A 25,894-nucleotide genomic window follows, 5' to 3' on the forward strand; every position below is an offset into this window, starting at 1 on the left:
GTTGACCAGATACAAGGCGATTTTGTTCAACGATGCTATTTTTCTGAAATCAAACACACAGGTGGCATTTTGGCTGCAATGGAAGCCCAAATGAATGGTAAACCGACAATAGGGCGGCATGCGTTCTGCGAGTTTTGTTTGAACGTAACTCCACACCAACTGAAAAATGCTCCGCACAGGTTTATCCTGGTTCGCCGCCCTCAAGTGTGATGCGAATAAGGAACAGGGTTGCCGGGTCCACTGCCTCGCTGGTCAAGACGGCCTCGAATGCGGGATTCAATACTGTGGTATTCCAGGCTTTGACCGCGAGCGCTATCCAGATCGCAAGGGCGCTGCCGTTCTCTAGTTCACGCTTGTAGATGTCTAATATCTGCGGCTGCAACTCCGGGTGGGCCGTACCGCTCTCCGCCAGAACGCGAATCAGAATCTGTTTTTCTTCAGCCGGACGGTCAGCCTGTGCCAGCGCCTTTTCGATTCCGCTGACCGCCAGGGCACCGTCAACTTCGATACCCGCCAATCCCCAGTCGTACAAATTGAGGCCCCCGTTGCGAACGACGCGTTGATAGCGCTGTCTGACGAACTCTTTTGCCTTGGTATCGGACCGAAGTCCCAGCAGCCGAATATATGTAGGCGCGTAAGCAAGACGGTTCGGATTGCGCATCTCTTGCAACAACTGCTCTGTGGGCATGGCGTCGGTCAAATGCGACACCAGAGTGTAAGGTGCGCGATGGATTTCAATCAGCGCCGCATTGCGCAACATACGATCTTCGTGCGTGAGATAGTCATCGAAATAGTCGACACGTGCCGCTCGGTCCGTCGCACCGCTGGCCCACCCCTCTCCTTGGGCACGCAGGGTCTCTACGAACTGCGCGCGTTCTGCTGTCATCAAGAAGCCCTTGCTCCACCCGTTTGAAAGGCTGCGACCAGCCTTGTCCCGGTACCCTGCCCCGTAAATCATCAATACGGTTCTGTCGGGATCAGCACGAAATGCAGACCGCGTAACGCTGTCCACCAGAAAGGGAATCTCGGGCAGTGCAGTGACCTGTTCGGGCGTGCCTTTCAAGACTGACACAGAGGTGTATTTGAACGGGTTGTCTTGCGCCGGGGCCGCTAACACAATCACGCGGGCCGAAAGAAGGCGATCCGCCAAAGAGTATTCCGGAAGTGCGACGCACACACCACAGGCAAGCGCCGGACCCGGGGCCAGTCCGCTGCCAAAGCTCAATGCCAGAACTGCAATCATATGCGAGACGCGCCGCATGGGTCATGCTCCGTTACCTACGCCCCAACCAGAACGGGGTCGCGTTAGGGTTTCACAAGCAGGTTATCCCAAAATCAGAAAATCCGCGAATTCTTTGCCCGATTTGCGGCAGGCCCAGCGGCAAGCGTCTTTCGCTCGGCCCGCCATAGAGTTCACATCAAGTCGTTTTCCACGTCCTCGGCCGAGATACCCAGCGCGTCCAGACCGTTTTCGAGGTGATCCGACAAGTGCGGTGTACCGATCAGATAGTCGGCGCAGGGGGTCGATGCCTCGGACTTGGCGGTTGCGACGGCTTCGGCAAGATCTTCGGCGAAAAAGCTTTCACGCCCGACCCACATGACGGCAACCAGTTCGGCCTGTTCGTCCTCGCTCATCCGGTCGATAAAAGCGCGCAATTCGCCTTCGGCGCGCCCCAGTTCGCGGCCCATCATGGCGACCTGAGCGATTTTCCTTGCCGAAATTTCCAACATGACCCAACTCCTCGTGTTCGCGGTTTCCATAGTAGCACAACCATGGGGATCGGGCTGAGTCTTTGATCTTGAGCAAAAAGATCGCGCCTAGGGTCTGCGACTGCGGGAAATGGGGTGATCCGGAACTGGGGCGGTGCGAAACGGGACGAAGCGAGCCTTTTTGACCTTAAGCTTCAGCGCCTGCCAAAGGATCAGGAAAAAGGCGCGCCGCGCGCCGAACGGGCGCCGCAGCAACGACCACAGGATACCCCGGTTGGTCAGCGGAGCCCGTGGTCCGGTCAGTGTGGCGATCAAACCGCCACTCTCACGACCATAGTCAATCCACACCCCAACCCGCTCAAGCCGGTAGTCGAACCGGAATGTGTACGCTCCTTCGATTTTCTGAAAAGGCGAGACATGCATCATCTTGTTCGCAACTATGCGATCCGACGGCTGGATCGGCGCAAAATCGTCGTTGTGGCACAGATAGCTGTGGCGCGTGCCATAGGTATTTGTGACCTCGGCCACCACCGCGTAGAGCTGATCTTCGTTGTCGAAACAGAACCAGAAGCTGACCGGATTGAAGACATGTCCCAGCACTCTCGGCTGTGTCAGAAGGGCGATCCTCATCGGTTGCGCCACGCCCAGTTCATCGAACTTGTCTCGTAGCCACAAGGCACCGCGCCCCTCGCCGGGCTCACCCCCATGATCGCGGCCTCGCCAGTTCATCACGTTGGCGCGGTTCATCGAGAAAAGCGTTGGCGTGTCCGGCTGGTTTTCGGGGTCCAACAGTATGTAATCGATGGAATAGCGGAACGCATTCTCGATCACGCCTTTGCGTCCGTGATACGTATGGCCTGAAATATGGTCGATCTGGTTCATACCGGGCGATGTTCCATTCTGCCTGCAAACTGTTCAAACGGCGTCGATTTCATAGTTGTTTATCTACAATCGATACGAAACCTAGCGCGGTTTGGATTTAAATAATCACACAAAGTGATCCGGCTTGGGCCACACCACGTATTGTTGTTATGTTTACCGAGATCGATACCGCGACCTTGGATGAACCGGTGGCCGACAGGCCCTCAGCGAAGCCTTGGCGCGCGAAGAAACGCAGCAGAGGCAGACCGGTGAACCGAGCGGAAGAGTGTCAGAACGCCAGAGCTGAGTGGGTGGACCACGTCAGGCGAATTCGTGACGCGCAGGATCAGGCAGCGTTTGCCGAACTGTTTCAGCATTTTGCGCCCCGCATAAAGGCGTTCCTGATAAAGTCTGGCTCTGACGCCGCACTGGCGGAAGAGTGCGCGCAAGAGGTGATGGCCACGCTCTGGCACAAGGCCCATCTGTTTGATCCGACACGGGCAACCGTGGCCACATGGGTATTCACAATTGCCCGGAACAAGCGCATCGACGTCCTGCGCAAGCAGCGCCGCCCCGAACCCGAGGACCTGGGATGGGGGCCAGAGGCGGAACCTGAACAGGAGAACGTTATCGCGCTGCAACAGGAAACCGCGCAGCTGCGTGACGCTCTGACCGCGTTGCCCGAAGCGCAAAGACAACTGATCGAGAAAGCCTACTTCGGCGATCTGAGCCATCGAGAAATCGCATCTCAGACCGGATTGCCACTGGGGACGATCAAATCACGGATACGGCTGGCGCTGGACCGCTTGCGCCATGCGATGAATTGAGATGACAAGTATGAGCAACAAGATCAAACATCACCTGACAGACGACCTGCTGATGGCATATGCAGCGGGTGCGCTGCCCGAGGCCTTTGACCTGATGGTCGCCACGCACCTGTCATTGTGCGATCATTGCCGGGCGCGCGCGGAAAGCTTCGACGCGGTTGGCGGCTATGTTCTGGAACAGCAGGACGAAACCGTTGCGATGAATGACAAGGCGCTTGCCGAAACCATGGCTTTGATTGCAAACGGTGCTCCAATTGCCAAACCCAAGCGCCCGAGTTGTTCTGTCCTGCCAACCCCGCTGCAGGACTATGTCGGCGGCGACGTGAATGATATCCGCTGGCGACCCATCGGCATGGGCGTCAAACAAGCGATCCTGCCGACGACCGGCGAAGCGACCGCCCGATTGCTGTTCATTCCGGCGGGGACGGCAGTGCCAGACCACAGCCACAATGGCATTGAGTTGACCATGGTTCTGCAAGGCGCGTTTTCGGACGAGGTTGACCACTTCGCCCGCGGCGATGTCGAGATCGCAGATGAAGACCTGCATCACACGCCGACCGCTGATATCACAGAAGACTGCATTTGCCTGGCTGTGACCGATGCTCCGCTTAAATTCAAAAAGTTGATGCCGCGCTTGTTCCAGCCGTTCCTGCGTATCTGATCTGCTCGGTGAATGCGTGATACACTCTCCCGGAAAACCGATTGGTGGAGACGTATACTATGATGAGATTTTTGATCCTGTCATGTGTCCTTTTGGGCTTTGCATCATTCGCATCGGCTCAACGGGTTGCGCACGTCAAATTTGAACCCGGCAATTTCGGGACGATGGTCAATGGCACTGTCACAGGCAACGAATACTTCGACTACAAGCTGGGCGCCAAGGCTGGTCAGGAGATGTTTGCCGAGCTGAAGGTCAGCGACACCAACGGCAACGGCGTAATCTACTTCAACATTTTGCCGCCGGACAGTGACGGGGTCGCCATCTACAATGGCTCAATCAACGGGAATATTGCCCGCATCGCACTGCCCAAGGACGGAGATTACACGATCCGGGTCTACCTCATGGGCAACGACCGCGATACCGGCAAGACCGTCGGCTACAATCTCGACCTTTCGATTCAGTAACGGTCAGCCTTCGGATTTACCAAGCGGAACCACGTTGGTGTGATCTTCGGGGGCAAGTTCTTCGAAATCGAAGTTATCCAGCCGCTGGGCCCGACGGCCCGCTTTTTCAGCGCTGATCTTGATTTCCGAGATATCTTTGGCCGCCTGTCCAAAATGGCGGTCCAGATTGGAAACACGGTCGCCCAGACGATCGACGTCCTTGTGCAGCATCCCCAGTTCTTTGCGGATGGCCCCCGCCTGTTCCCGCATCCGAGCGTCTTTCAGGATCGCTCGCATCGTATTCAGCGTTGCCATGCAGGTGGTCGGAGAAACGATCCAGACACGTTTCGAAAAACTCTCCTGCACCAGTTCCGGAAACTTTGCGTGCAACTCGGCGTAAACCGCTTCGGACGGTAGGAACATCAGCGCTCCATCGGCGGTTTCGCCGTCCAGAATGTACTTCTCCGAGATATCCGTGATGTGCTTGCGCACCGTGCTGCGGAACATCTGCACCGCCGCTTTCAGCTCCATATCATTGGTCGAGCCAATCAGCGCCTCATAAGCCTCCAACGGGAACTTGCTGTCGATCACAATCGGCCCGGGAGGGTTCGGCAGGTGGATCAGGCAATCCGCCCGCCGCCCGTTCGACAGCGTCGCCTGCAGTTGAAAACTGTCCGAAGGCAGCGCCTTGGAGACGATGTCGTTCAGCTGAATCTCTCCGAACGCGCCGCGGGTCTGTTTGTTCGACAATATGTCCTGCAGTGACAGCACATCCCCCGACAGTTTGGTGATGTTGTCCTGCGCCTTATCGATGGCCGCCAGACGTTCCTGCAACTGGGTCAGCGAAGTCGCGGTCTGTTTCGAGGACCCGTGCAGGGATTCTTTCATTCGCTCCTGCATCTCGGCCAACGCACGCGCCGATTTCATCGCGTTGTCTGCCAGCCGGTCGTTCATCTGCTGCTGGACCGAGGACAGGCGGGATTCGACCGTCTGGATCACCTGCACCTGCGCGTTGGCCTGCGTGTCCGAGACATGCTGCAAGCCCCCTCGCAGTTGTTCCTGCCCCTGCCCCAGCTGCTGCACGTGCTGGCCCAGATGCGCCATCTGCCGCGCCAGTGGTTCCGCCATGCGGGCGGAGCGGTTAGCTGCACGCAGCGAAAGGAACAGCAACAGCAGGATCAGCAGAACAACCCCGCCGCCAATCATCAAAACCGGGTCATTCAATGCATATTGGGTGCCTGCAATCTCGATCATCTCAACTCGCGTGTTCTTGTTTTATTCTTCATAGCCCCGCCGGGCCTTGGGATCAACTGCGGCCGAACAATCGCTCGATATCGCTCAGCTTCAGTTCTACGTAAGTTGGCCGCCCGTGGTTGCATTGACCGGAATGGGGCGTCGCCTCCATCTCGCGCAGCAGGGCGTTCATTTCCTCGGCCCGCATACGCCGACCGGACCGGACCGAGCCATGGCAAGCCACCCGACTGAGGATCGCCTCAATCCGCGCCTGCACGGTTTGGCTTTCACCCTGATCGGCCAGTTCGTCTAGGATATCGAGGATCATTGCCTTTGCGTCCACCTCGCCCAGAATGGCAGGTGTTTCACGCACAGCGACGGCCCCGCCGCCGAAAGGCTCAATCGTCAGCCCCAGCTTTGTCAGGTCATCCGCAACCTGCATCAAACGCGCGCAATCCCCTTCAGACAGCTCGACGATTTCCGGGATCAGCAACGCCTGCGCAGCGACGCCGTTCTCAGCCATCTGATTTTTGAGCTTTTCATAGACCAGCCGCTCATGCGCGGCATGCTGGTCGACAATCACCATGCCATCGGCGGTCTGGGCGATGATGTAGTTCTCGTGCACTTGACCGCGCGCGGCACCCAGAGGCAGGTCTTCGACCGGAGCCTCAACGACCGGCGCCGGGGCCGGCTCGACCACGCTGCCGCTGTAATCCCGAGACAACTCGGCAAATCCTGGTGCCTGAGCCTGATACGCCATTTGCCGCGCGGCGGGTGATGGACGATCCATCTGGTAGACACGTGCGGGTGCCGGCTGTGCCGGTTCTGGCCGCATCGCACCCAAGGTCGCATTTGCCACCGTGGTTGAGGCCCGGTGCCCGGCCTCGGCCAGCGCATGCCGCAGGGCCGAAACTATCAGACCGCGCGCCACGCCTGGATCGCGAAAGCGTACTTCGGATTTCGCGGGGTGCACATTCACGTCCACCAGCGTTGGTTCACAGTCGATGAATAGTGCTGCCGCCGGGTGGCGATCCCGGCTAAGGAAATCGAAATAAGCCGCCCGCAGTGCACCCGTCAGCATCTTGTCCCGCACGGGCCGCCCGTTCACAAACAGGTACTGCGCCACCGCAGCACCCCGCGAATAGGTTGGCAAGGCAGCGTAACCATACAATCTGATCCCATCGCGGGCGGCATCGATCTGCAGGGCGTTCTCGGCAAACTCGCGGCCGATCACGCGGGCCAGACGGGCATGCAACGCATCGAACAAATCGCCATTCTCGCGGTCGGCGCGGAAGGTCACGCGCCCCTCGCCGCCCCCGGACACGTCCCGCAAGGTGAAGGTGACGGACGGTTCCGCCATGGCCAGACGCTTGACGGTGTCCGTAATCGCCTGGGCCTCAGCCCTGTCGGTGCGCATGAATTTCAAACGCGCTGGTGTCGCAAAAAAGAGATCGCGCAACTCAACCACCGTGCCCGCGCGCAGGGCGGCAGGCTTCACCGTCTCCATCCGACCGCCTGCAACGTGGATTGAGGCCGCCTCACCTCCGGGAACACGGCTAGTGATGGTCAGACGCCCAACTGCGCCCAGCGACGGCAGCGCTTCGCCACGAAAGCCAAATGTGTGGATGTTGAGCAGGTCGGAGCCGTCGATTTTCGAGGTCGCGTGGCGGGATAAAGCCAAGGGCAAATCGTCAGCCGCGATCCCGCATCCATCATCGGTGACGCGAATCAGCGTCTTCCCCCCGTCGGCAATATCTATAGCGATGCGGGTTGCCCCAGCGTCGATAGCGTTTTCCACCAGCTCTTTAACGGCCGAGGCCGGACGCTCGACAACCTCGCCCGCCGCGATACGGTTGATCGCCGCATCGTCCAGTTGCCGAATTACGGGTCGGTTTTCGCTGATATTGGGGTTTGCCTGCTCCATACCACCAGACCTAGCACAGACGTGCGCGATTCTGCCACCGGTTTGGCACACTAGTCTTGAGGAAGAGGGGGGCGTTCGAACAACCGCGCTGTACCCGCCAGACAAACAGGCAGTCTGGTCGCGATTGTTCGAACGATCCGGGTGAGTGGTGGTCATTCAGTAATCAATGGACAAGTTTCTACCACGAATCCGACCACCAGAGTTGAAGACTCTCCCTACCACGATTTCGGCGGCGAAGTTTGGCCGATGACCCGCGGTCAACGGTGGCGGGAAGACGCCGTGTCAAGCCGTACTCGGCGCGCCAGCCCGGGTCCGGCACGGGCCCCAGATGGCCGTACAAGCCAGGATCAGACCGGACATTGTTGCGATCATACCCGCCGCGCTGACTGCATCCGCCGCACCCAGCCACAAAGGTCCGTACCCGGCCAGAACGTACCCGCTCACCGCTGATACGATTGCGAAAACAACGCTCCAGGTAATCTGCGTTTCAAGCCGGTTGGTCATCATGCGCGCGGCCGCAGGGGGGCAGATGAACATCGCGATCACGATGATCGACCCTACCGCATCAAACGCCGCGACCGCTGCGATAGCGGCAATTATCACCAGGGCGAATCCCAAAGCTCCGGTGCGAACGCCAATCGTTCGCGCGAACCCCTCGTCGAAGGTGGAAATCTTAAGAGGCCGCCAAAACAGCCACATGAACAGGCTGACGACGAGCAACGTCAGCGCGATCCGCGGCAGTTCCGGCGGCAGCCCCGCCAGCGCTTCGGGATCGAATAGCGAGGACCAGCCGGTCGCATCCAACCAGATCAGGCTTTCCAGATTACCATAAAGCGCATGCTCCACATCCAGATGCACGGTCGAGGTATCGGTCTGCTCCAACAGCAAAACCCCTGCCGCGAACATGGTCGTGAAGACAACGCCCATCGCGGCGCCCGGTTCGATCTGGCCCAAGCGTCGGACCGCCTCGATCATCACCACCGCAACCACGGACGCACCAGCCGCGCCCAGCATCATGGGCCAGGTCGAAATCGCTCCGGTCAGCAGAAAGGCCACAACGATGCCGGGCAGCACCACATGGCTGATCGCATCCCCGATCAGGGCCTGCTTGCGTAGCACCAGAAAGTTCCCCGGGAGCGCGCAAGCGATGGCAGCGAAGGTGCCAATCAGCAAGGGGGTCAAAGACAGGGGGACGAATTCTTCACCGCTCATGCCGGAACCTCCTGCGGGCCACCAATCTGGCGGTCGATCTCAACGATCTGGTCTTGGGTCAGTACAGTTTCGATGTCCCGCAGCCCATCATAAAGGGCCGCCGTCGCTTCATGCGCCTGATCGGCCCGGACAATCTCCCAGCGTTTCTCATCGCGCAGCGCCTTGGCAGCGCGGGCTTTACCCGTTTCAGTCGCAACGCCATCGGCACGGGCCAAACCAGCGCGCCTTAGCAGGCGGAGGGTCAGCGGTTCGTAGATTTTTTGCCCTTGGGCAAGCGCCAGCAGGCCCTGCCGAATGTGGACTCGGCGCTGGAACCGCAGATGTCGCAGAACGGCGGCCAGAACACCCCGGACGGGCGCAAGGAACAAGGACAGGGCAAAGAAACCAAAGCTGACCAGCACAATGATCGGGCCGGTCGGCAGGTTCGGGGCCGAAGCCGACAGCGCTGCACCCAGATAGCCCGCCAACCCTCCGGCCAGACCGGCCAGCAGTACAACGCGGTCCGAACGTTCGCTCCAAAACCGCGCGGTGACGGGGGGTATGATCAGCAGCGCCACGATCAGGATCAACCCGACAATCTTCAGCCCTACCACAGTAACTGCCATCACCAGACCCATCATCGCCAGATCAATACGGTGCACCGGCAGCCCTCGTGCAGCGGCGTACTCGGGGTCAAAGGCCACCATGGTCATCGGGCGGCGAATAATCATCACCAGCAACAGCGTCGCTGCACCGCCGATCGCAATGATCAGCGCGTCCGCCCGAAGCATCCCGGCGGTAGACCCCAACAAAAACCCTTCAAGACCGGCCTGACGGCCCACGCCCATTGTCTGGATTACAGTCAAAAGCACGATGCCAAAACCAAAGAACACTGAAAGGACAGCCCCGATGGCGGCATCTTCGGCCAACCGTGTATGTCGGGTCAGCCAGTTCATGCACAGCAAGCCAACCCATGCAGATATCGCCGAACCCGCCAGAAGGCCGATCAGATTGCGCCCATCGCCACCCAAGGCGACCAGCACCATGAACCCAAGGCAGACACCGGGAAGCGTCGCGTGGCTGATTGCGTCGCTGACCAGCGCGCGTTTACGCAAGAACAGAAACGTACCGGTCACGCCCGCAGACACACCAAGCAACGTCGCACCAATAGCGACCAGCGTGGCGTTATAGCCAAGCTGCAGCATCAGAGCATCCCAAAGCATGATTTACCCCAGCGCGCGAGATATCTGGTCGATCTGGGCAGTGGCCAGACGTCCGCCATAGGCGGATTGCAGAGTCTCGGCTGTAAACGCCTCGGCAACCGGCCCTTCGGCCACTTTGCGCGTGTTGATCAGGAACACATGGTCGAAGTAATCGGTGACAGTGGCCAGATCATGATGAACGGCAACCACGGTCTTGCCCGCCTCTTTCAACGATTTGAGCACGGCGATGATCGCCTTTTCGGTCGCCGCATCGACGCCGGCAAAGGGTTCATCCAACAGGTACAGATCGGCGTCCTGCGCCAGAGCGCGGGCCAGAAAGACCCGCTGTTGCTGGCCTCCGGAAAGCTGACCGATCTGACGATCCGCGAAATCGCGCATCCCGACCCGGTTGAGACAGTCCATGGCTCGGGACATGTGGCGAGCACGCACGCGACCCAGCAATCCCAGCTCCCGCGACAGGCCCATGAGTACCACGTCGATCACGCGCGTCGGGAAATCCCAGTCCACGCTTGCGCGTTGCGGTACATAGGCGATCCGGGCGCGTTGTTTCTCCAACGGTTCGCCAAAGACGGACACCTGCCCGGACAAGGGTGAGACAATGCCCAGCGCCGCTTTCAGGAGTGTCGATTTACCGGCACCGTTTGGCCCGATGATCGCCGTCATCGCACCCGGCTCCACGGTCATGTCCACCGAAAATACCGCTGGCTTCTGGCCGTAGGACACGGTCAAACCGCGAATGGCCAGAGGGCTGCTCTCGATGCCTATCTCGGCAACCGATACACCCTGATTAGCGGCCAGCTCCAACATCACTCAAAACCCCGCCGACAGCTTGCCGTTCATGCCACGGTCGGGCACATCGGCACCCAGCGCGCCTGCGATCACAGTGATGTTGTGGTCCAGCATGCCGATATAGGTGCCTTCATAGGTGCCCGGTTCTCCCATAGCGTCGGAATACAGTTCTCCACCGATGCCGACATCATGACCTTTGGCCGCAGCGCCCTCGATCAGCGCACGCATCGACCGGTCAGAAACCGAGCTTTCCACGAACACGGCCGTCAATTCCTGATCTACCAGCGTATCGACCAATTCCCCGATCCGGTTCAAACCGGCCTCGGACTGGGTCGAAATGCCCTGAATACCAAGCACTTCATAGCCATAATCCGCACCGAAATAGCCAAAGGCGTCATGAGCGGTTACCAGCACCCGATTGCTTTCAGGTACAGCTGCAAGCGCCTCTTTACCATAAGCCTCAAGCTGGTCTATTTCAGCCAAAAACGCTGCGGTGTTGGCCTGAAACGCATCTGCAGCTTCGGGGCGCGCCTCAGTCAGGGCCTTCTGGACCTCAACCGCCACATCGCGCCACAGAGCGGGGCTCATCCACACATGCGGGTCGTATTTGTCGGCATAGTCGTCATGGGCGCGCAGCCTGGACTTATCCACCCCTTCGGCAACGGCCACGACGGGCCGTTTACGCTCGAGGTCGTGGAAGAACTCTTCCATCTGCGCCTCAAGGTAGAGACCATGCCACAGGATCAGGTCCGCGCGGGTCATGGCCACGATATCGCTACGGGTCTGGCGATAGGCGTGCGGGTCGACGCCGGGGCCCATAAGACCCTTCACCTCAACCTGATCGCCACCGATCTGACGCGCCGTGTCGGCGATCATTCCCGTGGTAGCAACGACTTTGAGCGGCGCTTCAGCCCAAGCTGCCACCGGCAGCGCGGCGGCAATTGCCAAAGCCGCAAGAAAACTACGACGAATCATTGCTGACTCCATTTTGGTATCCTGTTGAGAATGAATATGCGAACCATTCGCAACTAAGTCAACGCTATTGCGAATTATTCGCAAGAAAACACGAATTTTGTCCATTTGGTCAAAAAAATTGCACGGGCAGGGCTGGTATGCCTTCCATTCAGTCGCAAGCCATGCGAATTTGTCGGAAACCTCCCAAAGGATGTGAAGATGGATACGCAGAGCTCAGAAAGCCCCGTGCGCACAGCGCATCTGCCGCAAGTGACCGAGCCCAGAAACCCCGGCATGGATCTGGATCTGGACTGGGTGCGCGCCGTGCAAGCCAACACCTCGGCCATCGAGCGCCGTGCCGCGACCTTGCCCGGTCGGCGGTCCGTGAAAAAGGACTATCAGGCTGCGTGGCTGCTGAAGGCAATCACGATGATCGACCTGACCACCCTGTCGGGTGACGACACGGTTGGCCGTGTCCGTCGCCTGTGCGCCAAGGCTCGACAGCCGGTTGCGCCTTCGGTTCTGCAGGCGCTGGACATGCCACCGATTACCACAGGCGCTGTCTGCGTCTATCACGACATGATCGAAACCGCCGTGGACGCGCTGCACGGCACCGGCATTCCGGTTGCCGCTGTGTCCACCGGTTTCCCGGCTGGCCTTTCCCCCTTCCACCTGCGTGTGGCAGAGATCGAAGAAAGCGTGAAGGCCGGAGCCGAAGAGATCGACATCGTCATCTCGCGTCGTCATGTCCTGTCGGGCGATTGGCAGGCGCTGTACGAGGAAATGAAAGCCTTCCGCGTGGCCTGCGGCGATGCCCATGTCAAAGCCATCCTCGCCACCGGAGAGTTGGGCAGCTTGCGCAACGTCGCCCGCGCCTCACTTGTTTGCATGATGGCGGGCGCCGATTTCATCAAGACCTCGACCGGTAAGGAAAGCGTCAACGCCACCCTGCCCGTTTCGCTGGTGATGATCCGCGCGATCCGCGACTACTATGACCGCACCGGTTATCGCGTTGGCTACAAGCCTGCAGGCGGGATTTCCAAAGCCAAGGACGCGCTGGTGTACCTGTCGCTGATCAAGGACGAGTTGGGCGACCGCTGGCTGGAGCAGGACCTGTTCCGCTTTGGCGCTTCGTCGCTGCTGGGTGATATTGAGCGACAGTTGGAACACTATGTCACTGGCGCGTATTCCGCCGGTCACCGTCACTCCATGGGCTGAGGATAAGAACAATGACAGTCAAAGAGATTTTCGAAACCATGGATTACGGCCCTGCTCCCGAAAGCGCTGCCGAGGCTCTGGCCTGGCTGGTCGATCAGGGTGACAAGTTCGGTCAATACGTCGACGGTACCTTCACGAAACCCGGCAAAGGCTTCGAAAGCCGCAACCCTGCGACCGGTGAGGTGCTGGCCAAGCTGACGCAGGCGAAACAGGCCGATGTGGATGCCGCCGTTTCTGCCGCGCGCAAGGCGCAACCGAAATGGGAGAAACTGGGCGGCGCAGGCCGAGCGCGGTACCTCTATGCCATCGCGCGCCTGTTGCAAAAGCACTCGCGCCTGTTTGCCGTGCTGGAAAGCCTCGACAACGGCAAACCGATCCGCGAGTCGCGTGACATCGACATCCCGCTGGTGCAACGGCACTTCTACTATCACGCGGGCATGGCGCAGCTGATGGAAAGCGAACTGCCTGACGCTGAGGCTCTGGGTGTGTGCGGGCAGATTATCCCGTGGAACTTCCCGCTGCTGATGCTGGCGTGGAAAATCGCCCCGGCGATTGCGATGGGCAACACAGTGGTTCTGAAACCAGCCGAGTACACCTCGCTGACCGCGCTACTGTTCGCCGATATCTGCTCGCAGGCCGGGTTGCCGAAAGGTGTAGTCAACATCGTCACAGGCGACGGTGCTGTGGGTGAGATGATCGTGTCCTCAGATGTCGACAAGATCGCCTTTACCGGCTCGACCGTTGTCGGTCGTCGCATCCGTGAGGCGACCGCTGGCTCGGGCAAGGAACTGACGTTGGAGCTGGGTGGCAAGTCCGCCTACATCGTCTTTGACGACGCCGATATTGATTCAGCCATCGAAGGTCTGGTCGACGCAATCTGGTTCAACCAGGGTCAGGTTTGCTGTGCGGGTTCGCGCCTGTTGGTGCAGGAAGGCATCACCGACCGGTTCCACGAGAAACTGCGCGCCCGCATGGACAAGCTGCGCATTGGCGATCCGCTGGACAAATGCATAGACGTGGGTGCCGTTGTGGATCCGGTTCAGTTGCAGACCATCAAGGGCTTGGTCGAAAGCAACACGGTTGGTCACGTGCATCAGGCGGCTTGCGATCTGCCTGCGAACGGCTGTTATTACCCGCCGACGCTGATCTCAGGCCTTGAGACATCAGATCCGCTGATGCAGGAAGAGATCTTCGGTCCGGTGTTGGTGTCGTCCACCTTCCGCACACCGGAAGAGGCGGTCGAACTGGCCAACAACACACGTTACGGGCTGGCCGCGACTGTATGGACCGAGAATGTGAACCTCGCGCTGGATATCGCGCCAAAGCTGGTTGCAGGCGTGGTCTGGGTGAATGCCACCAACCTGTTCGACGCAGCCGCTGGGTTCGGCGGCGTGCGCGAAAGCGGTTTTGGCCGCGAAGGCGGTTGGGAAGGTCTTGCGGCCTACACCAAGCCCAAAGGTAAAGCTAAGCCGCTGGCGAAAGTTGAAGCGGTGATGGGCGAAGGGGCTCCGGTCGACCCGATTGACCGTACCGCCAAGATGTATGTCGGCGGCAAGCAGGCGCGGCCCGACGGCGGCTATTCCAAACCCGTCTGGGGCAAGTCCGGCCTGCTGGGCCATGTTGGGCTCGCCAACCGTAAGGACGTGCGCAACGCGGTTGAGGCCGCGGCAGGTGCGAAAGGCTGGTCCATGACCACCGGCCACCTGCGCGCGCAGATTCTGTATTACATCGGTGAAAACCTCTCGGCGCGTGCCGATGAGTTCGCCGCACGCATCGACTCCATGACCGGCAGGAAGGACGGCGCGAAAGAGGTCGAAGCCTCGATCCAGCGCCTGTTCACCGCTGCTGCCTGGGCCGACAAGTATGACGGTCAGGTACACGGCGTTCCGATCCGCGGCGTGGCGATTGCCATGAAAGAGTCCGTTGGTGTCATCGGTGCGCTGTGCGCCGACGAAGCACCCCTTCTGGGTCTTGTGTCTGCGATGGCTCCGGCGATTGCGATGGGCAACCGAACGGTTCTGGTGGCCTCGGAGCCCTATCCGCTGGCAGCGACCGATTTCTACCAGATTCTCGAAACCTCAGACGTGCCCGCTGGCGTGGTCAACATCCTGACCGGCAGCCACGCGGAGTTGGCGAAACCGCTGGCTTCACACCTGAACGTCGATGCGGTCTGGTCGTTCTCGTCCACCGACCTGTCGAAAGAGATCGAGGTCGTCTCGGCCGGGAACCTGAAACGGACCTGGGTCAATAACGCGACGGCATTTGATTGGGGCGTGGACCAATCTCGCCGCTTCCTGCAGGCTGCGACCGAAGTCAAAAACATCTGGGTGCCCTACGGAGAGTAGGGCTCCCCTCCAAGGGAGGCCTACATGGATTTTTCAGGAAAAACCGTCATCGTCATTGGCGGAACCAGCGGTATCAATCGTGGCATTGCCGAGGCCTTTGCGGCCTCGGGTGCCAAACTGGCCGTCGCCAGCCGCTCACAGGAAAAGGTCGATGACACCGTTGCCGCACTGAAAGAAGCGGGCGCACAGGATGCCATCGGTACGGCGTTTGACGTGCGTGACCCTGAGGCGGTGGCCGAAGGCCTGAAGGAATTCCATGACGCATTCGGTGACTTCGACGTTTTGGTGTCAGGCGCGGCAGGTAATTTCCCGGCACTGGCGGCGGAAATGTCGGTCAATGCGTTCAAGACCGTGATCGATATCGACCTGATGGGTACGATCCACGTGATGAAAGGGGCCTACTCCTACCTCAGACGTCCGGGTGCCAGCATCATCAACATCTCCGCCCCACAATCGTATCTGCCGTACGAAGGCCAGGCCCATGTCTGCGCCGCCAAGGCAGGCGTGGACCAGATCACCCGAACGCTGTCGATGGAATGGGGTGTCGAGGGCATCCGTGTGAACTCGGTCGTGCCGGGCTTCATCGAAGGCACCGAAGGAGCGAAACGTCTGGCCCCGACTCCGGATGCGGGAGAAGCCTTGCGCAAGGACGTTCCCTTGGGTCGCTGGGGTCAACCACAGGACGTGGCAAACGCCTGCCTGTTCCTCAGCTCTGATCTGGCCAGCTATATCAGCGGTACGGTCTTGGCGGTGGACGGCGCGCTCTATCAGCGCGGGTCGGGCAAGTTCGGCCAGATGATGGGGCAGATGCTGCGCAGCATGAAAAAGGGCTGAGCAGCGCTCAGCCCCTATTCTCAGTTGGTGGTTTCCAAACCCACAGGTTTGCCGACCACTGTGAAATGCAGCCCATCCGGGTCGAGCAGTTCTGCGGCGACCCGGTTCACCTCTTCCAACGTGACTGCGTTCACCTTGTCATTACGGGTGGCGATATAGTCGATGGGCAGGTCTTCCATCTGCATCCCGACCATGATCCCTGCAATCTGCCCGTTGCCGTCAAATCGCAATGGGTAAGCGCCGGTTAGATAGGTCTTGGCGTCGTCCAGCTCCTTCTGGGTCACGCCTTCGGTCGCGGCACGTGCCCATTCATCACGGATCACTTCAACAGCGTCAGCGATGCGATCATTTCCCGACGACACCGATCCCAGATAGACCGAGGCCAGATCCTTGGGCACCAGATAGGTCGCGATGCCATAGGTCAAACCGCGTTTTTCGCGCACTTCCTGCATCAGGCGGCTTTCAAAACCACCGCCACCAAGGATGTGGTTCAGGATATAGGCCGGAAAGAAATCGGGATCGTCACGGTCAATGCCCGCATGGCCGAACAGGGCCACCGATTGCGGCGTGTCAAACTCGACCACGCTGACGCCGCCGGGGATATTTACATCGGCACGACCGGGGATCGGTTTACCGGTTTCCGGCAGGTCGGCCAGCAGCTTGTCCAGCAACGCTCCCAATTCTTCGGGGGTGATGTCACCCACCGCGCCGACAAAAATCCGGTCTTTGGCAAAAACGCCCTGATAGGCAGTGACAACATCGTCCCGCGTCAAGGCCGTCACGCTTTCTATCGTGCCCTTGCCTTCCGTGCCATACGGGTGATCACCATAGGCCATCTGCGCAAAGCTGCGTCCGGCAATGTCGTTTGGATCGGTCTGGTCCGACATGAGACCGGACAGCACCTGCGCCCGGACACGATCCACGGCATCCTGATCAAATCGCGGTTCGTGTATCGTGGTGCGCAGCAGGTCAATTACATCATCGCGGTTCTCGGTCAGGAACTGCGCGGAAATCGAAACCGTGTCATCGGTTGCGTTGTACCTGAACGACGCAGCCAGCGACTCCAGCTCGCGGGCATAGGTGCGGGCATCCATGTCGCCTGCGCCTTCTTCGATCAGGCCGCTCATAAGGTAAACAGCCCCACGCTTGTCCGGGTCATCCAGAGAGGTTCCGCCGCGAAAACGCAGTTCCAGTGCGGTGAAGGGGATCGAGTGATCCTCGACCAGCCAGGCTTTGATGCCGCTGGGCGAGGTGACTTCCTCGATTGCAATCTCGGCCCATGCGGGCAGAGCGATTACAAAGACGATCAGGGTTGCGAAGATCCGTTTCATTGCGTCACCTCCTCGTCTTTCATCAGCCAACCGGTAACTGACGCTTCAGGCTGCAAAACTTCGCGCGCGGCGGCGATGATCTCATCCCCGGTCACCGCCTGCAGGATATCAGGCCAAGCCTGCACATCTTCGACGGTCAAGCCGCTGGTCAGGGCACGGCCATAGCGGTTTCCGATCCCATCTACGTTGTCGCGCGCATAGGTTTGCGCCGCACGCAGCTGCATTTTGATCCGGTCGAGATCTTCTTCGTTCACACCTTCGGCTATGAAGTCGGCAACGGCCTGATCCATTGCATCCTCGGCCTCTTGCAAAGAGACACCTGCAGCCGGCACAACGATCAGATCAAAGGTCGTGTCGTCCAACGAAACACCACGATAGAACGCGCCGGTGTAGACTGCCTTTTGCTGATCGAATTGCAGTTTCTCGTTCAGGTATGATGTCGTGCTGCCGCCCAATAGTTCGGCCAACAGGAACAGCGCGGCTGCTTTTTCCTGTTCGCCGGGATCACGTTCTGGCGCCAGATAGCTGCGCTGAACGTAAGGCTGCGAGACGCGTGCATCCTTGTAGGTCAGACGACGCTCCGCCGTTTGCGGCGGTTCCTGCGATCGGACACGTACTGGCAGGTCCGGATTTGCAGGAATCACACCGTAATATTGCTCGGCCAGCGATTTGACTTCGTCAGGCTCGACATCGCCCGTGACGACAAGAATGGCGTTATTGGGCGCATAATGAGTTTGGTAGAAGGACAGCGCGTCCTCCATATCCAGCGTCTCCATCTCATGCCGCCAACCGATGATCGGAACGCCATAGCGGTGGTTGAGGTACTGCGACGCGCTCATCTGCTCGCCGAACAGGGCGCGGGGGCTGTTGTCGGTGCGCTGGTTGCGCTCTTCAAGGATCACGTCGCGCTCGGTAACGATATCGTTTTCCGACAGCCGGATGTTGCGCATCCGATCCGCTTCCATCCGCATCATCAGTTCCAACCGGTCCGCTGCGACGCGCTGGAAATAGGCAGTGTAGTCGTAAGACGTGAACGCGTTGTCATTACCGCCATTGGCCGCGACGGTGGCGGAAAACTCGCCCGGGGCCAAAGTGTCAGTGCCCTTGAACAGCAGATGTTCGAGGAAATGTGCAACCCCGGACGATCCCACCGGCTCATCCGCCGAGCCGGCCCGATACCAGACCATGTGCTGCACGACCGGCGCGCGATGATCTTCGATCACGACGACATCCATGCCGTTGTCCAATGTAAATGTAGTGACCGCTTCGTGCCCCTCACTGGCGGCAAGAGGGGTTGCGGCCATCAGGGCAGCCGACAGTGCCAGAGCCCGAACCATAGGGCGTCCTCCGTTTGATTTATGGTGTTCAAACTACGGTGACGCCGCGCAGGTTCAAGCCCGATGACGGAAAGTTAAAGATTATTCATCTACCGGCGGCGATGAGGGCGTTTCGATGCCCGCGCGACGTGCCGCTTCGTTCTGAATGTCAGGATTGAGAGTTTCGCGGCGGTAAACCTGCGAATAGCGATCCACCTTGAACAAACGCAGGCGTGTCAGACGGCCCTGCTTTCTGCGGAATTCGGCATCTTCGGTGTCGACGACCTGCCGCGCGTTCGCTGGCACACCATAGCGGCTTGATGCGGTCACAAGCGCAGCGTCCGAAGACGGGATCGCTGTGTTGGTGTTCAACGACGAGGCGTTGCCACCAAGGGCGACGACCGCTTCTGCATTGGGATTAGGATCGGTCAGATTGCCACCGCCCGGAGTGGGCGCGGGCAAGAACTTGTAATCCTTGGGCTGGGTCAGCGGTTTGACAGGCATAACCGAAAACTCATCCGGTCCTTGCCCTGGCGCTTCTAGGTGGCGTAATCCGATATCGGAGCACCCCGCAGCCGCAAAGGCCAATGTCAAAGCAATTATGGAACGCGGCAGCCGCATAATAGTCTCCAGCCAGTTTCAGGCGCTTTTATCGCATTTCAAATGGCGCGTCACGAGGGCTTTTTTCCATCGAACAGCACCAAACCGATAGCTCCGGCAAAAATGAACACGTCGGCCAGGTTGAACACGAAGGGATTGTTGATGCCACAGCAGGACATGTTCAGGAAATCGAGAACATAGCCATAAAGCAGGCGATCCACGACATTACCCAGCGCCCCGCCGATCAGCAGCCCGCCGCAAACCAGCATGAGTTTCGACGGGACTGTGCGCATCAGCCAGATCAGCACGCCGATCGAGATTACCAAAGAGACACCGATCAGCGCCCAGCGGGCAGCATCGGTATTTCCCTGGAACAGCCCAAAATTGATGCCCCGATTCTCGCCATACTTGAACACCAGCAGCGGCGGCAGGACGTCGATATTCCCTTCGGCCACGCGCATCACGTGGACGACCAGATACTTACTGATCTGGTCGATCAGAAACGCGGCCAGACCAGCCCAGAGAAGCAGGCGATAACGCATCAGTGGCGGAAGTGGCGCATGCCGGTGAAGACCATGGCCAGACCGACCTCATCCGCTGCTGCAATCACCTCGTCGTCGCGCATCGAACCACCCGGCTGGATGACGCAGGTGGCACCGGCCTCGGCAGCCTCCATCAAGCCGTCGGGGAATGGGAAGAACGCGTCTGAGGCCACAGCCGACCCGATTGTCAGCGGCTGTGGCAGGCCCAGCGCGTCGGCCATGCGTTCGGCTTTCTTGGCGGCAATCATGGCTGAGTCCAAACGGCTCATCTGACCGGCACCAACGCCAACAGTTGCACCATCTTTGACATAGACGATGGCATTGGATTTGACATGCTTGGCCACTTTCCACGCGAACAGCAGGTCACGCATTTGCTCCTCGGTCGGCGCTTTCTTGGTCACGACTTTCAGGTCATCCATGCCGACAAAACCGTTATCCTTGTCCTGAACCAGCAAACCACCGGCCACCTGACGCACAGTTTTGCCGCCCGCAGTCACATCGGGAAGGCTTTCTGCGGTCAGCAGACGCAGGTTCTTCTTGGCGGCGAAGATTGCCTTGGCCTCGTCCGATGCGCCCGGAGCGATCACCACTTCGGTGAAAATCCCGGTGATCTCCTGCGCGGTTTCGGCGTCCAGCGGCTGGTTCAGTGCCACGATCCCACCAAAGGCCGAGGTACGGTCGCAGTCGAAGGCCGACTTATAGGCGTCCAGCAGAGTGGGGCCCGTGGCCACGCCGCAGGGGTTGGCGTGTTTGATGATAGCACAGGCCGCGCCTTGTGACGGATCGAACTCGGCCACCAACTCAAACGCGGCGTCTGTGTCGTTGATGTTGTTGTAGCTCAGTTCCTTGCCCTGATGCTGCACGGCGGTCGCCACGCCCGGACGGTTGGTGCCGTCGGTGTAGAACGCCGCCTGCTGATGGCTGTTCTCGCCATAACGCAGGGTCTGCTTCAGCTCACCGGCAAAGGCGCGGCGCTTGGGGGCCTCAAGTTGCAGCGCGTCGGCCATCCAGTTGGATACGGCGGTGTCGTAGGCGGCGGTACGGGCATAAGCCTTCTGTGCCAGCCACTGGCGGAAACCATAGGATGTCTTGCCGTAATTCTCTTCCAACTGATCCAGCAGCGACGAATAATCCTCGACATCCACAACCACGTTCACAAAGGCGTGGTTCTTGGACGCCGCACGGATCATCGCGGGGCCGCCGATATCGATGTTCTCGATGCATTCGTCATAGCCAGCACCTTTGGCCACTGTCGCTTCGAACGGATAGAGGTTCACCACCAGCAGATCGATCGCGCCAATGCCGTGTTCGTCCATCGCGGCGACGTGGGTGTCGTTGTCGCGCAGCGCCAGCAGCCCGCCATGCACCATCGGGTGCAGCGTCTTGACCCGACCGTCCATCATCTCGGGGAAACCGGTTATCTCGCTGACGTCCTTGACCTCCAGCCCTGCATCGCGCAGCGCTTTGGCCGTGCCACCGGTCGACAGCAACTCGACCCCACGCTCGGCCAATGCCTTGCCCAGCTCGATCAGCCCGGTCTTGTCGGAAACGGAAAGCAACGCGCGGCGCACGGGGTGAAGATCGGTCATGGGTCCAAAGGTCCTTTTGGCGTCAGTCAAACTCGGGCTCGTCCCGGTGCAGATCGCGCACGGCATAGGCTGTATCCTGTGCCTTGCTCAGCGTCCACCGGATGCGGGTCGCATACTCCATTGCGCGCCCGGATAGAACGATCTGTTTTGTCGCGCGGGGCTTTAATCGGCCTTTTTCCAAATAAACGCTTGGTTCAACTGACAATTTTCCTACGCCATCGTGACGGAAAACCCAGATCTCGCCGCTTTTGAGCGCCATCGACACCGCCGCACCACCCAGATCAATGGCCGCATCCACGTCCGGATGCAGGTGAAACCGGATGTCAAAGTTGATGCCTTTCAGGCCCGAGGCGTCCAATGCCTTGTCGAATTGCCGCTTTGCCTTGTCGGTGGCGGTCAGCAGAATGTCCTCGCCGGTCAGTTCGCGCCCGTCAAAGCGCAGTTCAAGCGTGCGGGCATGGGTCAGGCCAAAAACCTTGGTGTAGCCGTCGTGACCGGCCATGAAGCGCGTGCCTTCGAACGCTTCTTCGAACTCAACCGGAACCTCCTGCGGTGCATCTACCAGCGCCTCACGCTCGGTCCCGGGGGTCGGAGTGGTCAATCGCGCGCTGGAATACCCATCCAGACACAGCGTCGAGTGTGACGGCGTGGCCCGCCCGGCGCGACGCCATTCCAACCCGAAACTCTCGCCCGAGCCGCAATTGACGATCAGCGGCCGCCGGCCTGACGTCAATTCGAACGCCAGGGTTGACGCGTGCGCATTATACGACGCGGCACCCTTCGGCGGCGGGCTCGCGTCGACAATGACACTGGTTCGGGCCGCATAAACCCGGGCAAACCCCATGGACAACCCCACGGAATGCTGTGGCCGTACACCGCTTTGCGCCAGCGCCTGATCCAGACGGCCTTCGACACCGCGACCGCCTCCGTGAAAGCGGGCCAGCGCACCGTCCGAATGGCGTAAGCTGCGCAATGTGGGGGCCATACGCTTGATCGCGTTTGCCTGCGCTCCGGGCGTTCCCCGCCCCAGATCGCTGAGTGCGGCTGACGTCCACGCCAGCAGGGTAAAGACCTCGAGCAGCTCTTCCGGATTTCGCGTAGAAATACCACCTTGCTCGTCAATCTGACTGTCGCATTCACGGGCTAAAGCCCGCAATGCGGGATCGGCCAGATGCTCCAGCCCTTCCAACGCCAAACCAGCCTGAACCAGCCCGGCCAGCGCCTCAAACCGGGGCAGGCCCGGTGTTGCTGCCTTCCAGCGTTTGGACAGGAACCATGTTTGTTGCGCCAATGAACGGAAGAAGATCTTGCTTTGGTTTTCGTCCATGCCGCGCAGCAGGAAAATCGCGTGGTTGACCCAACGCATCACTCGTCGCCCAGTCAGGTCCGGCGCCCAGCCAGGCCCCTGACCCCGACCATGCGCCTTGATCCAACCCCAGACCCACCGCTGGGCTTTCTCCCGCGCCCGCATATCACCAACAGCGGCCAGATCATCGAGCCAGGCAAAACCGTGGCGTTCATCGTCGAAACCGGTACTAGGTGCAGAAACGTCCCACAGCTCGGTGTCCTGAGCTTCGACAAGATACCCGGCAAACAAGAGGTTTCCGGCAACAAGCTGACGTCCACGAGCAAAAGAGCCGACCGTGCGCGGCTCAGGTTCGCCGACAAACCCCGAAACCGCTTTGCGTCGCTGACTGAGCCGCGCGTAGAGACGGTTCTGAAACCGTGTCCACCGATTGGTCATGGTATCTGTCTTTGACATGACGCTCGTTACTCTGCCCCTTGCGCTCTGCTGGCGCCTGAACCAACGATAGCCCGCGGCGATCGTCAAGTCATCGAAAAGCGTCTTGTCACGTCGATTTGTTCAGGCAGGCGATATAGAAGCCGTCCATTCCGCCCCGATCCGCCCAATAATCGGGCCGCAGGCGCAGACCGCCTTCTTCGGTGATCCAATCCTGTTCAATACCGGGAACAATCAGAGCTTCACGATCAACCGCCATGTCCGGGTATTGCTCCAGCGCCTCTTCGACCTGCACCTCGCCTTCGTCAGGCAGCAGGGAGCAGGTGCAATACACAAGCCGCCCGCCGGGTTTCAGCAGGGTCCAGGCATGGGCCAGCATTTGGGCCTGCAGTTCGATCAGGCCGCCAAACTCCGAGCCGTCCTTGGCAAAGGGCAAATCTGGGTGGCGACGGATGGTGCCCGTGGCCGAACAAGGCGCATCAAGCAGAATGGCGTCGTACTGGCCCTGATGCTCCAGCGCATCTCCTGCGATGACATTCGCTGTCAATCCAGTGCGTTTAAGGTTTTCGCGCACGCGTTCCAGCCGCGAATCCGAGATATCCAACGCTGTGACCTCGGTCCCTGCGGCCGCCAGTTGCAGCGTCTTGCCGCCCGGTGCAGCGCAGAGGTCCAGAACCTTCTCTCCGGCCTTGGGTGCCAGAATGCGCACAGGCAGGGCTGCTGCTGCGTCCTGCACCCACCATTCGCCCGTGTTGAAACCCGGCAGGGCCGAGACCTGCCCCGCGTCCTGAACTCGCAATGATCCTGTTGGCAGCGCTTCACCGGGGCCGGATGCTCCGGGTTTCAGCGAGATATCAAGCGGCGCACCTGCAAATTGCGCCTGCTCCATACCCGTAACTGCCTCCGCGCCCCACGCCATGACCAAAGGTTCGCGCAGCCATTCCGGCAAACGCGGAACCCGCATCTTGGGCCATGCTTGGGGCCCTTCAGCCGCCACTTTGCGAAGCACCGCGTTCACCAGACCTTTCAGCCGCCCGTGCTTGCGGGACCGACCAACGATCTCGACCATGGAATTGACCACACCGTGCGCGGCCTCACCGTGGCACAGTTCCACCGCGCCAAGGCGCAGCGCGTTGTGCACGGTCAGAGCCGGAGTTCGGTTCAGGTGATTGTCCAGCAACCGGTCGGCACGTTCCAACCCTCGCAGGGTTTCCAGAGTCAGGCGTTGTGCCCGCGCGCGATCCTCTGGTCCCAGACGATCCAGCGCACCAGCGGCCAGACATTCGGACAGCAACCGCCCTTCCCCCAGAATCTGATCCAGCAGATAGATCGCGCTGCGTCGCGCCGCTGTTGCGTTGTCGGACATGAAAACCGCCTTTGATTTGACCGTCGCCCGCATTGCCAAGGGCGGACGGGGGCGTATATCAAGCGAATGCACGGAAAGGAACCCGATGTCATGAGCGACGACCGCAAAGACCTGCCCCCCGCTGCCCAGCGCGCGCTGGCCGAAGCCGAAGAGCGCCGCAAAAAGGCGGAAGCTGAGGCAAAAAAGATGCCCAAGGAACTGGGCGGTCGCGACGGTCCTGACCCGGCCCGCTACGGGGATTGGGAGAAGAAGGGCATCGCAATCGATTTCTGATTGCTCATCCCCGCAAAGCTTCCAGAAAGTCCGCGATCAGAGCGCGTTGTTTTTTTGATTTCGCGCGCTCTTCGGGCCACGCCAGCCAATACCCATCCCGCGCTTTCAGCTCTGGCAAGTTCAGTCTGCGCAACCGTCCGGCCTGCAAATCCGCCTTGGCTAACGGCACTGACCCCAGAGCCACGCCCATTCCCTGACGCGCCGCCGAAAGCGCGTGCTCCATTGAATCGAAACTGATATTGGACGGTGTCACATCCCCTTGATCCGTCTTCCGCGCCCAATCCCGCCATCCCGGCCTTTCCCCGCGAAGATCAATCAGAGGCGCGTCCCAATCCACATCCGGGGCCGCCATCGGCACCAGCACTTCACGCGCGATCAGCTCGGCATCCCGTCCCGGCCAGATGCCCCGTCCATACCGGATTTGCAGCCATGTCCGCTCTTCATCCAACGACGATCGTCGCGCCACAGAGTCCGTCATCACACGCACCTTCGGGCGCATTTCCTGAAACCGGGCGAGGCTGGGCACCACAAGCGCATGGATGTTCGATGACAGCCCGGCCACGCGTAGTTCGCGCGGGGATTTGCCGAACAGGTCCTCGGTATTGCGCTCCAACGCCTGCAAACTGTCTTGCACCAAGGGCAGATAGCTTTCGCCTTCGATAGTCAGCGACACGCCCCGCGCCTCGCGCACGAACAGCGACCGGCCCAGCCAGGTCTCAAGATTGCCGATCCGCTGACTGACCGCCGCTTGCGTCAGACCAAATTCCCGCGCGGCGGCGGAAAAGCCACCCAATCGCCCCGCGGATTCGAACACGCGCAGCCAATCCAGCGGCGGCAACCCGACCTTTTTCTTAGCCATAAGAATTTCCAAGCCTCAGTAGAAAGAAGGATTAATTGTCGTAATGCCACAGGCGGCGTATGTG

Annotated in this window: 24 protein-coding genes; 7 read left to right on the top strand and 17 right to left on the bottom strand. The window is 59.9% G+C overall.

Going from position 1 to position 25,894, the window contains the following annotated elements:
* Positions 1-181: 181 nt before the first annotated feature.
* The 3 genes from MHN28_RS15130 to MHN28_RS15140 form a co-directional block, all read right to left on the bottom strand.
* Positions 182-1,261 carry a hypothetical protein gene (locus tag MHN28_RS15130; protein WP_239343192.1) on the bottom strand — a complete coding sequence of 360 codons (1,080 nt, stop codon included), beginning with the start codon at positions 1,259-1,261 and terminating at the stop codon, positions 182-184.
* 152 nt (positions 1,262-1,413) lie between these two features.
* Positions 1,414-1,731 carry a DUF3775 domain-containing protein gene (locus MHN28_RS15135; RefSeq protein WP_239343194.1) on the bottom strand — a complete coding sequence of 106 codons (318 nt, stop codon included), beginning with the start codon at positions 1,729-1,731 and terminating at the stop codon, positions 1,414-1,416.
* 87 nt (positions 1,732-1,818) lie between these two features.
* The gene (locus MHN28_RS15140) at positions 1,819-2,592 is read right to left on the bottom strand and encodes a DUF1365 domain-containing protein (protein ID WP_239343196.1); all 774 of its coding nucleotides are present in this window, start codon (positions 2,590-2,592) and stop codon (positions 1,819-1,821) included.
* A gap of 149 nt (positions 2,593-2,741) precedes the next feature.
* On the opposite strand from MHN28_RS15140, the gene MHN28_RS15145 reads away from it, so the two are divergent.
* Genes MHN28_RS15145 through MHN28_RS15155 form a run of 3 tightly spaced genes read left to right on the top strand, consistent with a single transcriptional unit; the run spans position 2,742 to position 4,523 of the window.
* Positions 2,742-3,398 (top strand): sigma-70 family RNA polymerase sigma factor, encoded by a 657-nt coding sequence (locus MHN28_RS15145; RefSeq protein ID WP_239343198.1) that lies wholly within the window; start codon positions 2,742-2,744, stop codon positions 3,396-3,398.
* 10 nt (positions 3,399-3,408) lie between these two features.
* Complete coding sequence (locus MHN28_RS15150; RefSeq protein ID WP_239343200.1) at positions 3,409-4,059, top strand: ChrR family anti-sigma-E factor; 651 nt, start codon at positions 3,409-3,411, stop codon at positions 4,057-4,059.
* A gap of 59 nt (positions 4,060-4,118) precedes the next feature.
* Entirely contained in the window at positions 4,119-4,523 is a 405-nt protein-coding gene (locus tag MHN28_RS15155) for a hypothetical protein (protein ID WP_239343202.1), read from the top strand.
* Positions 4,524-4,526: 3 nt separating this feature from the next.
* Here the strand turns inward: MHN28_RS15155 and MHN28_RS15160 are convergent, their stop codons facing one another.
* The 6 genes from MHN28_RS15160 to MHN28_RS15185 all read right to left on the bottom strand — a co-directional run bounded on the left by MHN28_RS15160 (position 4,527) and on the right by MHN28_RS15185 (position 11,837).
* Positions 4,527-5,756 (bottom strand): DNA recombination protein RmuC, encoded by a 1,230-nt coding sequence (locus MHN28_RS15160; protein ID WP_239343204.1) that lies wholly within the window; start codon positions 5,754-5,756, stop codon positions 4,527-4,529.
* Positions 5,757-5,808: 52 nt separating this feature from the next.
* Positions 5,809-7,659, bottom strand: a complete 1,851-nt coding sequence (gene mutL / locus MHN28_RS15165) for a DNA mismatch repair endonuclease MutL (RefSeq protein ID WP_239343206.1) — start codon at positions 7,657-7,659, stop codon at positions 5,809-5,811.
* Between the two features lie 282 nt (positions 7,660-7,941).
* Positions 7,942-8,871 (bottom strand): metal ABC transporter permease, encoded by a 930-nt coding sequence (locus tag MHN28_RS15170; protein ID WP_239343208.1) that lies wholly within the window; start codon positions 8,869-8,871, stop codon positions 7,942-7,944.
* The gene (locus MHN28_RS15175) at positions 8,868-10,073 is read right to left on the bottom strand and encodes a metal ABC transporter permease (protein ID WP_239343210.1); all 1,206 of its coding nucleotides are present in this window, start codon (positions 10,071-10,073) and stop codon (positions 8,868-8,870) included. The genes MHN28_RS15170 and MHN28_RS15175 overlap by 4 nt, the downstream gene beginning before the upstream one ends.
* 3 nt (positions 10,074-10,076) lie before the next feature.
* Positions 10,077-10,880 carry a metal ABC transporter ATP-binding protein gene (locus tag MHN28_RS15180; RefSeq protein WP_239343506.1) on the bottom strand — a complete coding sequence of 268 codons (804 nt, stop codon included), beginning with the start codon at positions 10,878-10,880 and terminating at the stop codon, positions 10,077-10,079.
* 3 nt (positions 10,881-10,883) lie between these two features.
* Positions 10,884-11,837, bottom strand: a complete 954-nt coding sequence (locus MHN28_RS15185; RefSeq protein ID WP_239343508.1) for a metal ABC transporter solute-binding protein, Zn/Mn family — start codon at positions 11,835-11,837, stop codon at positions 10,884-10,886.
* Between the two features lie 198 nt (positions 11,838-12,035).
* Here MHN28_RS15185 and deoC point away from each other — a divergent pair, with 198 nt between their 5' ends.
* The 3 genes from deoC to MHN28_RS15200 are packed head-to-tail and all read left to right on the top strand — an operon-like array spanning position 12,036 to position 16,213.
* Positions 12,036-13,034, top strand: a complete 999-nt coding sequence (gene deoC / locus MHN28_RS15190; protein ID WP_239343212.1) for a deoxyribose-phosphate aldolase — start codon at positions 12,036-12,038, stop codon at positions 13,032-13,034.
* A gap of 11 nt (positions 13,035-13,045) precedes the next feature.
* On the top strand, positions 13,046-15,379 hold the full coding sequence (locus MHN28_RS15195; RefSeq protein ID WP_239343214.1) for an aldehyde dehydrogenase family protein: 2,334 nt from the start codon (positions 13,046-13,048) through the stop codon (positions 15,377-15,379).
* Positions 15,380-15,403: 24 nt separating this feature from the next.
* Positions 15,404-16,213 carry an SDR family oxidoreductase gene (locus tag MHN28_RS15200; RefSeq protein ID WP_239343216.1) on the top strand — a complete coding sequence of 270 codons (810 nt, stop codon included), beginning with the start codon at positions 15,404-15,406 and terminating at the stop codon, positions 16,211-16,213.
* Between the two features lie 20 nt (positions 16,214-16,233).
* On the opposite strand, the gene MHN28_RS15205 is transcribed toward MHN28_RS15200, so the two are convergent.
* From MHN28_RS15205 to MHN28_RS15235, 7 genes are all read right to left on the bottom strand, one after another.
* Entirely contained in the window at positions 16,234-17,544 is a 1,311-nt protein-coding gene (locus MHN28_RS15205) for a pitrilysin family protein (RefSeq protein ID WP_239343217.1), read from the bottom strand.
* Entirely contained in the window at positions 17,541-18,881 is a 1,341-nt protein-coding gene (locus MHN28_RS15210; protein ID WP_239343219.1) for a pitrilysin family protein, read from the bottom strand. The genes MHN28_RS15205 and MHN28_RS15210 overlap by 4 nt, the downstream gene beginning before the upstream one ends.
* A gap of 81 nt (positions 18,882-18,962) precedes the next feature.
* Positions 18,963-19,481 (bottom strand): DUF3035 domain-containing protein, encoded by a 519-nt coding sequence (locus MHN28_RS15215; protein ID WP_239343221.1) that lies wholly within the window; start codon positions 19,479-19,481, stop codon positions 18,963-18,965.
* Positions 19,482-19,531: 50 nt separating this feature from the next.
* On the bottom strand, positions 19,532-20,002 hold the full coding sequence (lspA, locus tag MHN28_RS15220; protein WP_239343223.1) for a signal peptidase II: 471 nt from the start codon (positions 20,000-20,002) through the stop codon (positions 19,532-19,534).
* Positions 20,002-21,591 (bottom strand): bifunctional phosphoribosylaminoimidazolecarboxamide formyltransferase/IMP cyclohydrolase, encoded by a 1,590-nt coding sequence (gene purH, locus MHN28_RS15225; RefSeq protein WP_239343225.1) that lies wholly within the window; start codon positions 21,589-21,591, stop codon positions 20,002-20,004. Before purH ends, lspA begins: the two co-directional genes overlap by 1 nt.
* Before the next feature lie 22 nt (positions 21,592-21,613).
* The gene (locus MHN28_RS15230; protein WP_239343227.1) at positions 21,614-23,353 is read right to left on the bottom strand and encodes a heparinase II/III family protein; all 1,740 of its coding nucleotides are present in this window, start codon (positions 23,351-23,353) and stop codon (positions 21,614-21,616) included.
* Positions 23,354-23,441: 88 nt separating this feature from the next.
* Positions 23,442-24,698, bottom strand: coding sequence for an RsmB/NOP family class I SAM-dependent RNA methyltransferase (locus tag MHN28_RS15235; RefSeq protein WP_239343229.1), 1,257 nt, complete (start codon positions 24,696-24,698; stop codon positions 23,442-23,444).
* Positions 24,699-24,788: 90 nt separating this feature from the next.
* On the opposite strand from MHN28_RS15235, the gene MHN28_RS15240 reads away from it, so the two are divergent.
* Complete coding sequence (locus MHN28_RS15240; RefSeq protein ID WP_113791212.1) at positions 24,789-24,971, top strand: DUF1674 domain-containing protein; 183 nt, start codon at positions 24,789-24,791, stop codon at positions 24,969-24,971.
* A gap of 4 nt (positions 24,972-24,975) precedes the next feature.
* On the opposite strand, the gene MHN28_RS15245 is transcribed toward MHN28_RS15240, so the two are convergent.
* A complete protein-coding gene (locus tag MHN28_RS15245; RefSeq protein ID WP_239343231.1) occupies positions 24,976-25,830 on the bottom strand; it encodes a LysR substrate-binding domain-containing protein in 855 nt (284 codons plus the stop codon).
* Between the last annotated feature and the right edge of the window lie 64 nt (positions 25,831-25,894).

The sequence above is a fragment of the Ruegeria sp. Ofav3-42 genome, from assembly GCF_022347725.1.
Classification (GTDB): domain Bacteria; phylum Pseudomonadota; class Alphaproteobacteria; order Rhodobacterales; family Rhodobacteraceae; genus Ruegeria.

Excerpts from the sequence above, each read along its gene's own strand:
- MHN28_RS15230 (WP_239343227.1), bottom strand. The coding sequence starts at position 23,353 with ATGTCAAAGACAGATACCATGACCAATCGGTGGACACGGTTTCAGAAC.
- MHN28_RS15170 (WP_239343208.1), bottom strand. The coding sequence starts at position 8,871 with ATGAGCGGTGAAGAATTCGTCCCCCTGTCTTTGACCCCCTTGCTGATT.
- MHN28_RS15210 (WP_239343219.1), bottom strand. The coding sequence starts at position 18,881 with ATGGTTCGGGCTCTGGCACTGTCGGCTGCCCTGATGGCCGCAACCCCT.
- MHN28_RS15135 (WP_239343194.1), bottom strand. The coding sequence starts at position 1,731 with ATGTTGGAAATTTCGGCAAGGAAAATCGCTCAGGTCGCCATGATGGGC.
- MHN28_RS15205 (WP_239343217.1), bottom strand. The coding sequence starts at position 17,544 with ATGAAACGGATCTTCGCAACCCTGATCGTCTTTGTAATCGCTCTGCCC.
- mutL (WP_239343206.1), bottom strand. The coding sequence starts at position 7,659 with ATGGAGCAGGCAAACCCCAATATCAGCGAAAACCGACCCGTAATTCGG.
- deoC (WP_239343212.1), top strand. The coding sequence starts at position 12,036 with ATGGATACGCAGAGCTCAGAAAGCCCCGTGCGCACAGCGCATCTGCCG.
- MHN28_RS15200 (WP_239343216.1), top strand. The coding sequence starts at position 15,404 with ATGGATTTTTCAGGAAAAACCGTCATCGTCATTGGCGGAACCAGCGGT.
- MHN28_RS15145 (WP_239343198.1), top strand. The coding sequence starts at position 2,742 with ATGTTTACCGAGATCGATACCGCGACCTTGGATGAACCGGTGGCCGAC.
- MHN28_RS15180 (WP_239343506.1), bottom strand. The coding sequence starts at position 10,880 with ATGTTGGAGCTGGCCGCTAATCAGGGTGTATCGGTTGCCGAGATAGGC.
- MHN28_RS15185 (WP_239343508.1), bottom strand. The coding sequence starts at position 11,837 with ATGATTCGTCGTAGTTTTCTTGCGGCTTTGGCAATTGCCGCCGCGCTG.
- MHN28_RS15235 (WP_239343229.1), bottom strand. The coding sequence starts at position 24,698 with ATGTCCGACAACGCAACAGCGGCGCGACGCAGCGCGATCTATCTGCTG.
- MHN28_RS15240 (WP_113791212.1), top strand. The coding sequence starts at position 24,789 with ATGAGCGACGACCGCAAAGACCTGCCCCCCGCTGCCCAGCGCGCGCTG.
- lspA (WP_239343223.1), bottom strand. The coding sequence starts at position 20,002 with ATGCGTTATCGCCTGCTTCTCTGGGCTGGTCTGGCCGCGTTTCTGATC.
- MHN28_RS15195 (WP_239343214.1), top strand. The coding sequence starts at position 13,046 with ATGACAGTCAAAGAGATTTTCGAAACCATGGATTACGGCCCTGCTCCC.
- MHN28_RS15130 (WP_239343192.1), bottom strand. The coding sequence starts at position 1,261 with ATGCGGCGCGTCTCGCATATGATTGCAGTTCTGGCATTGAGCTTTGGC.
- MHN28_RS15150 (WP_239343200.1), top strand. The coding sequence starts at position 3,409 with ATGAGCAACAAGATCAAACATCACCTGACAGACGACCTGCTGATGGCA.
- MHN28_RS15155 (WP_239343202.1), top strand. The coding sequence starts at position 4,119 with ATGATGAGATTTTTGATCCTGTCATGTGTCCTTTTGGGCTTTGCATCA.
- MHN28_RS15175 (WP_239343210.1), bottom strand. The coding sequence starts at position 10,073 with ATGCTTTGGGATGCTCTGATGCTGCAGCTTGGCTATAACGCCACGCTG.
- MHN28_RS15245 (WP_239343231.1), bottom strand. The coding sequence starts at position 25,830 with ATGGCTAAGAAAAAGGTCGGGTTGCCGCCGCTGGATTGGCTGCGCGTG.
- MHN28_RS15160 (WP_239343204.1), bottom strand. The coding sequence starts at position 5,756 with ATGATCGAGATTGCAGGCACCCAATATGCATTGAATGACCCGGTTTTG.
- MHN28_RS15140 (WP_239343196.1), bottom strand. The coding sequence starts at position 2,592 with ATGAACCAGATCGACCATATTTCAGGCCATACGTATCACGGACGCAAA.
- MHN28_RS15215 (WP_239343221.1), bottom strand. The coding sequence starts at position 19,481 with ATGCGGCTGCCGCGTTCCATAATTGCTTTGACATTGGCCTTTGCGGCT.
- purH (WP_239343225.1), bottom strand. The coding sequence starts at position 21,591 with ATGACCGATCTTCACCCCGTGCGCCGCGCGTTGCTTTCCGTTTCCGAC.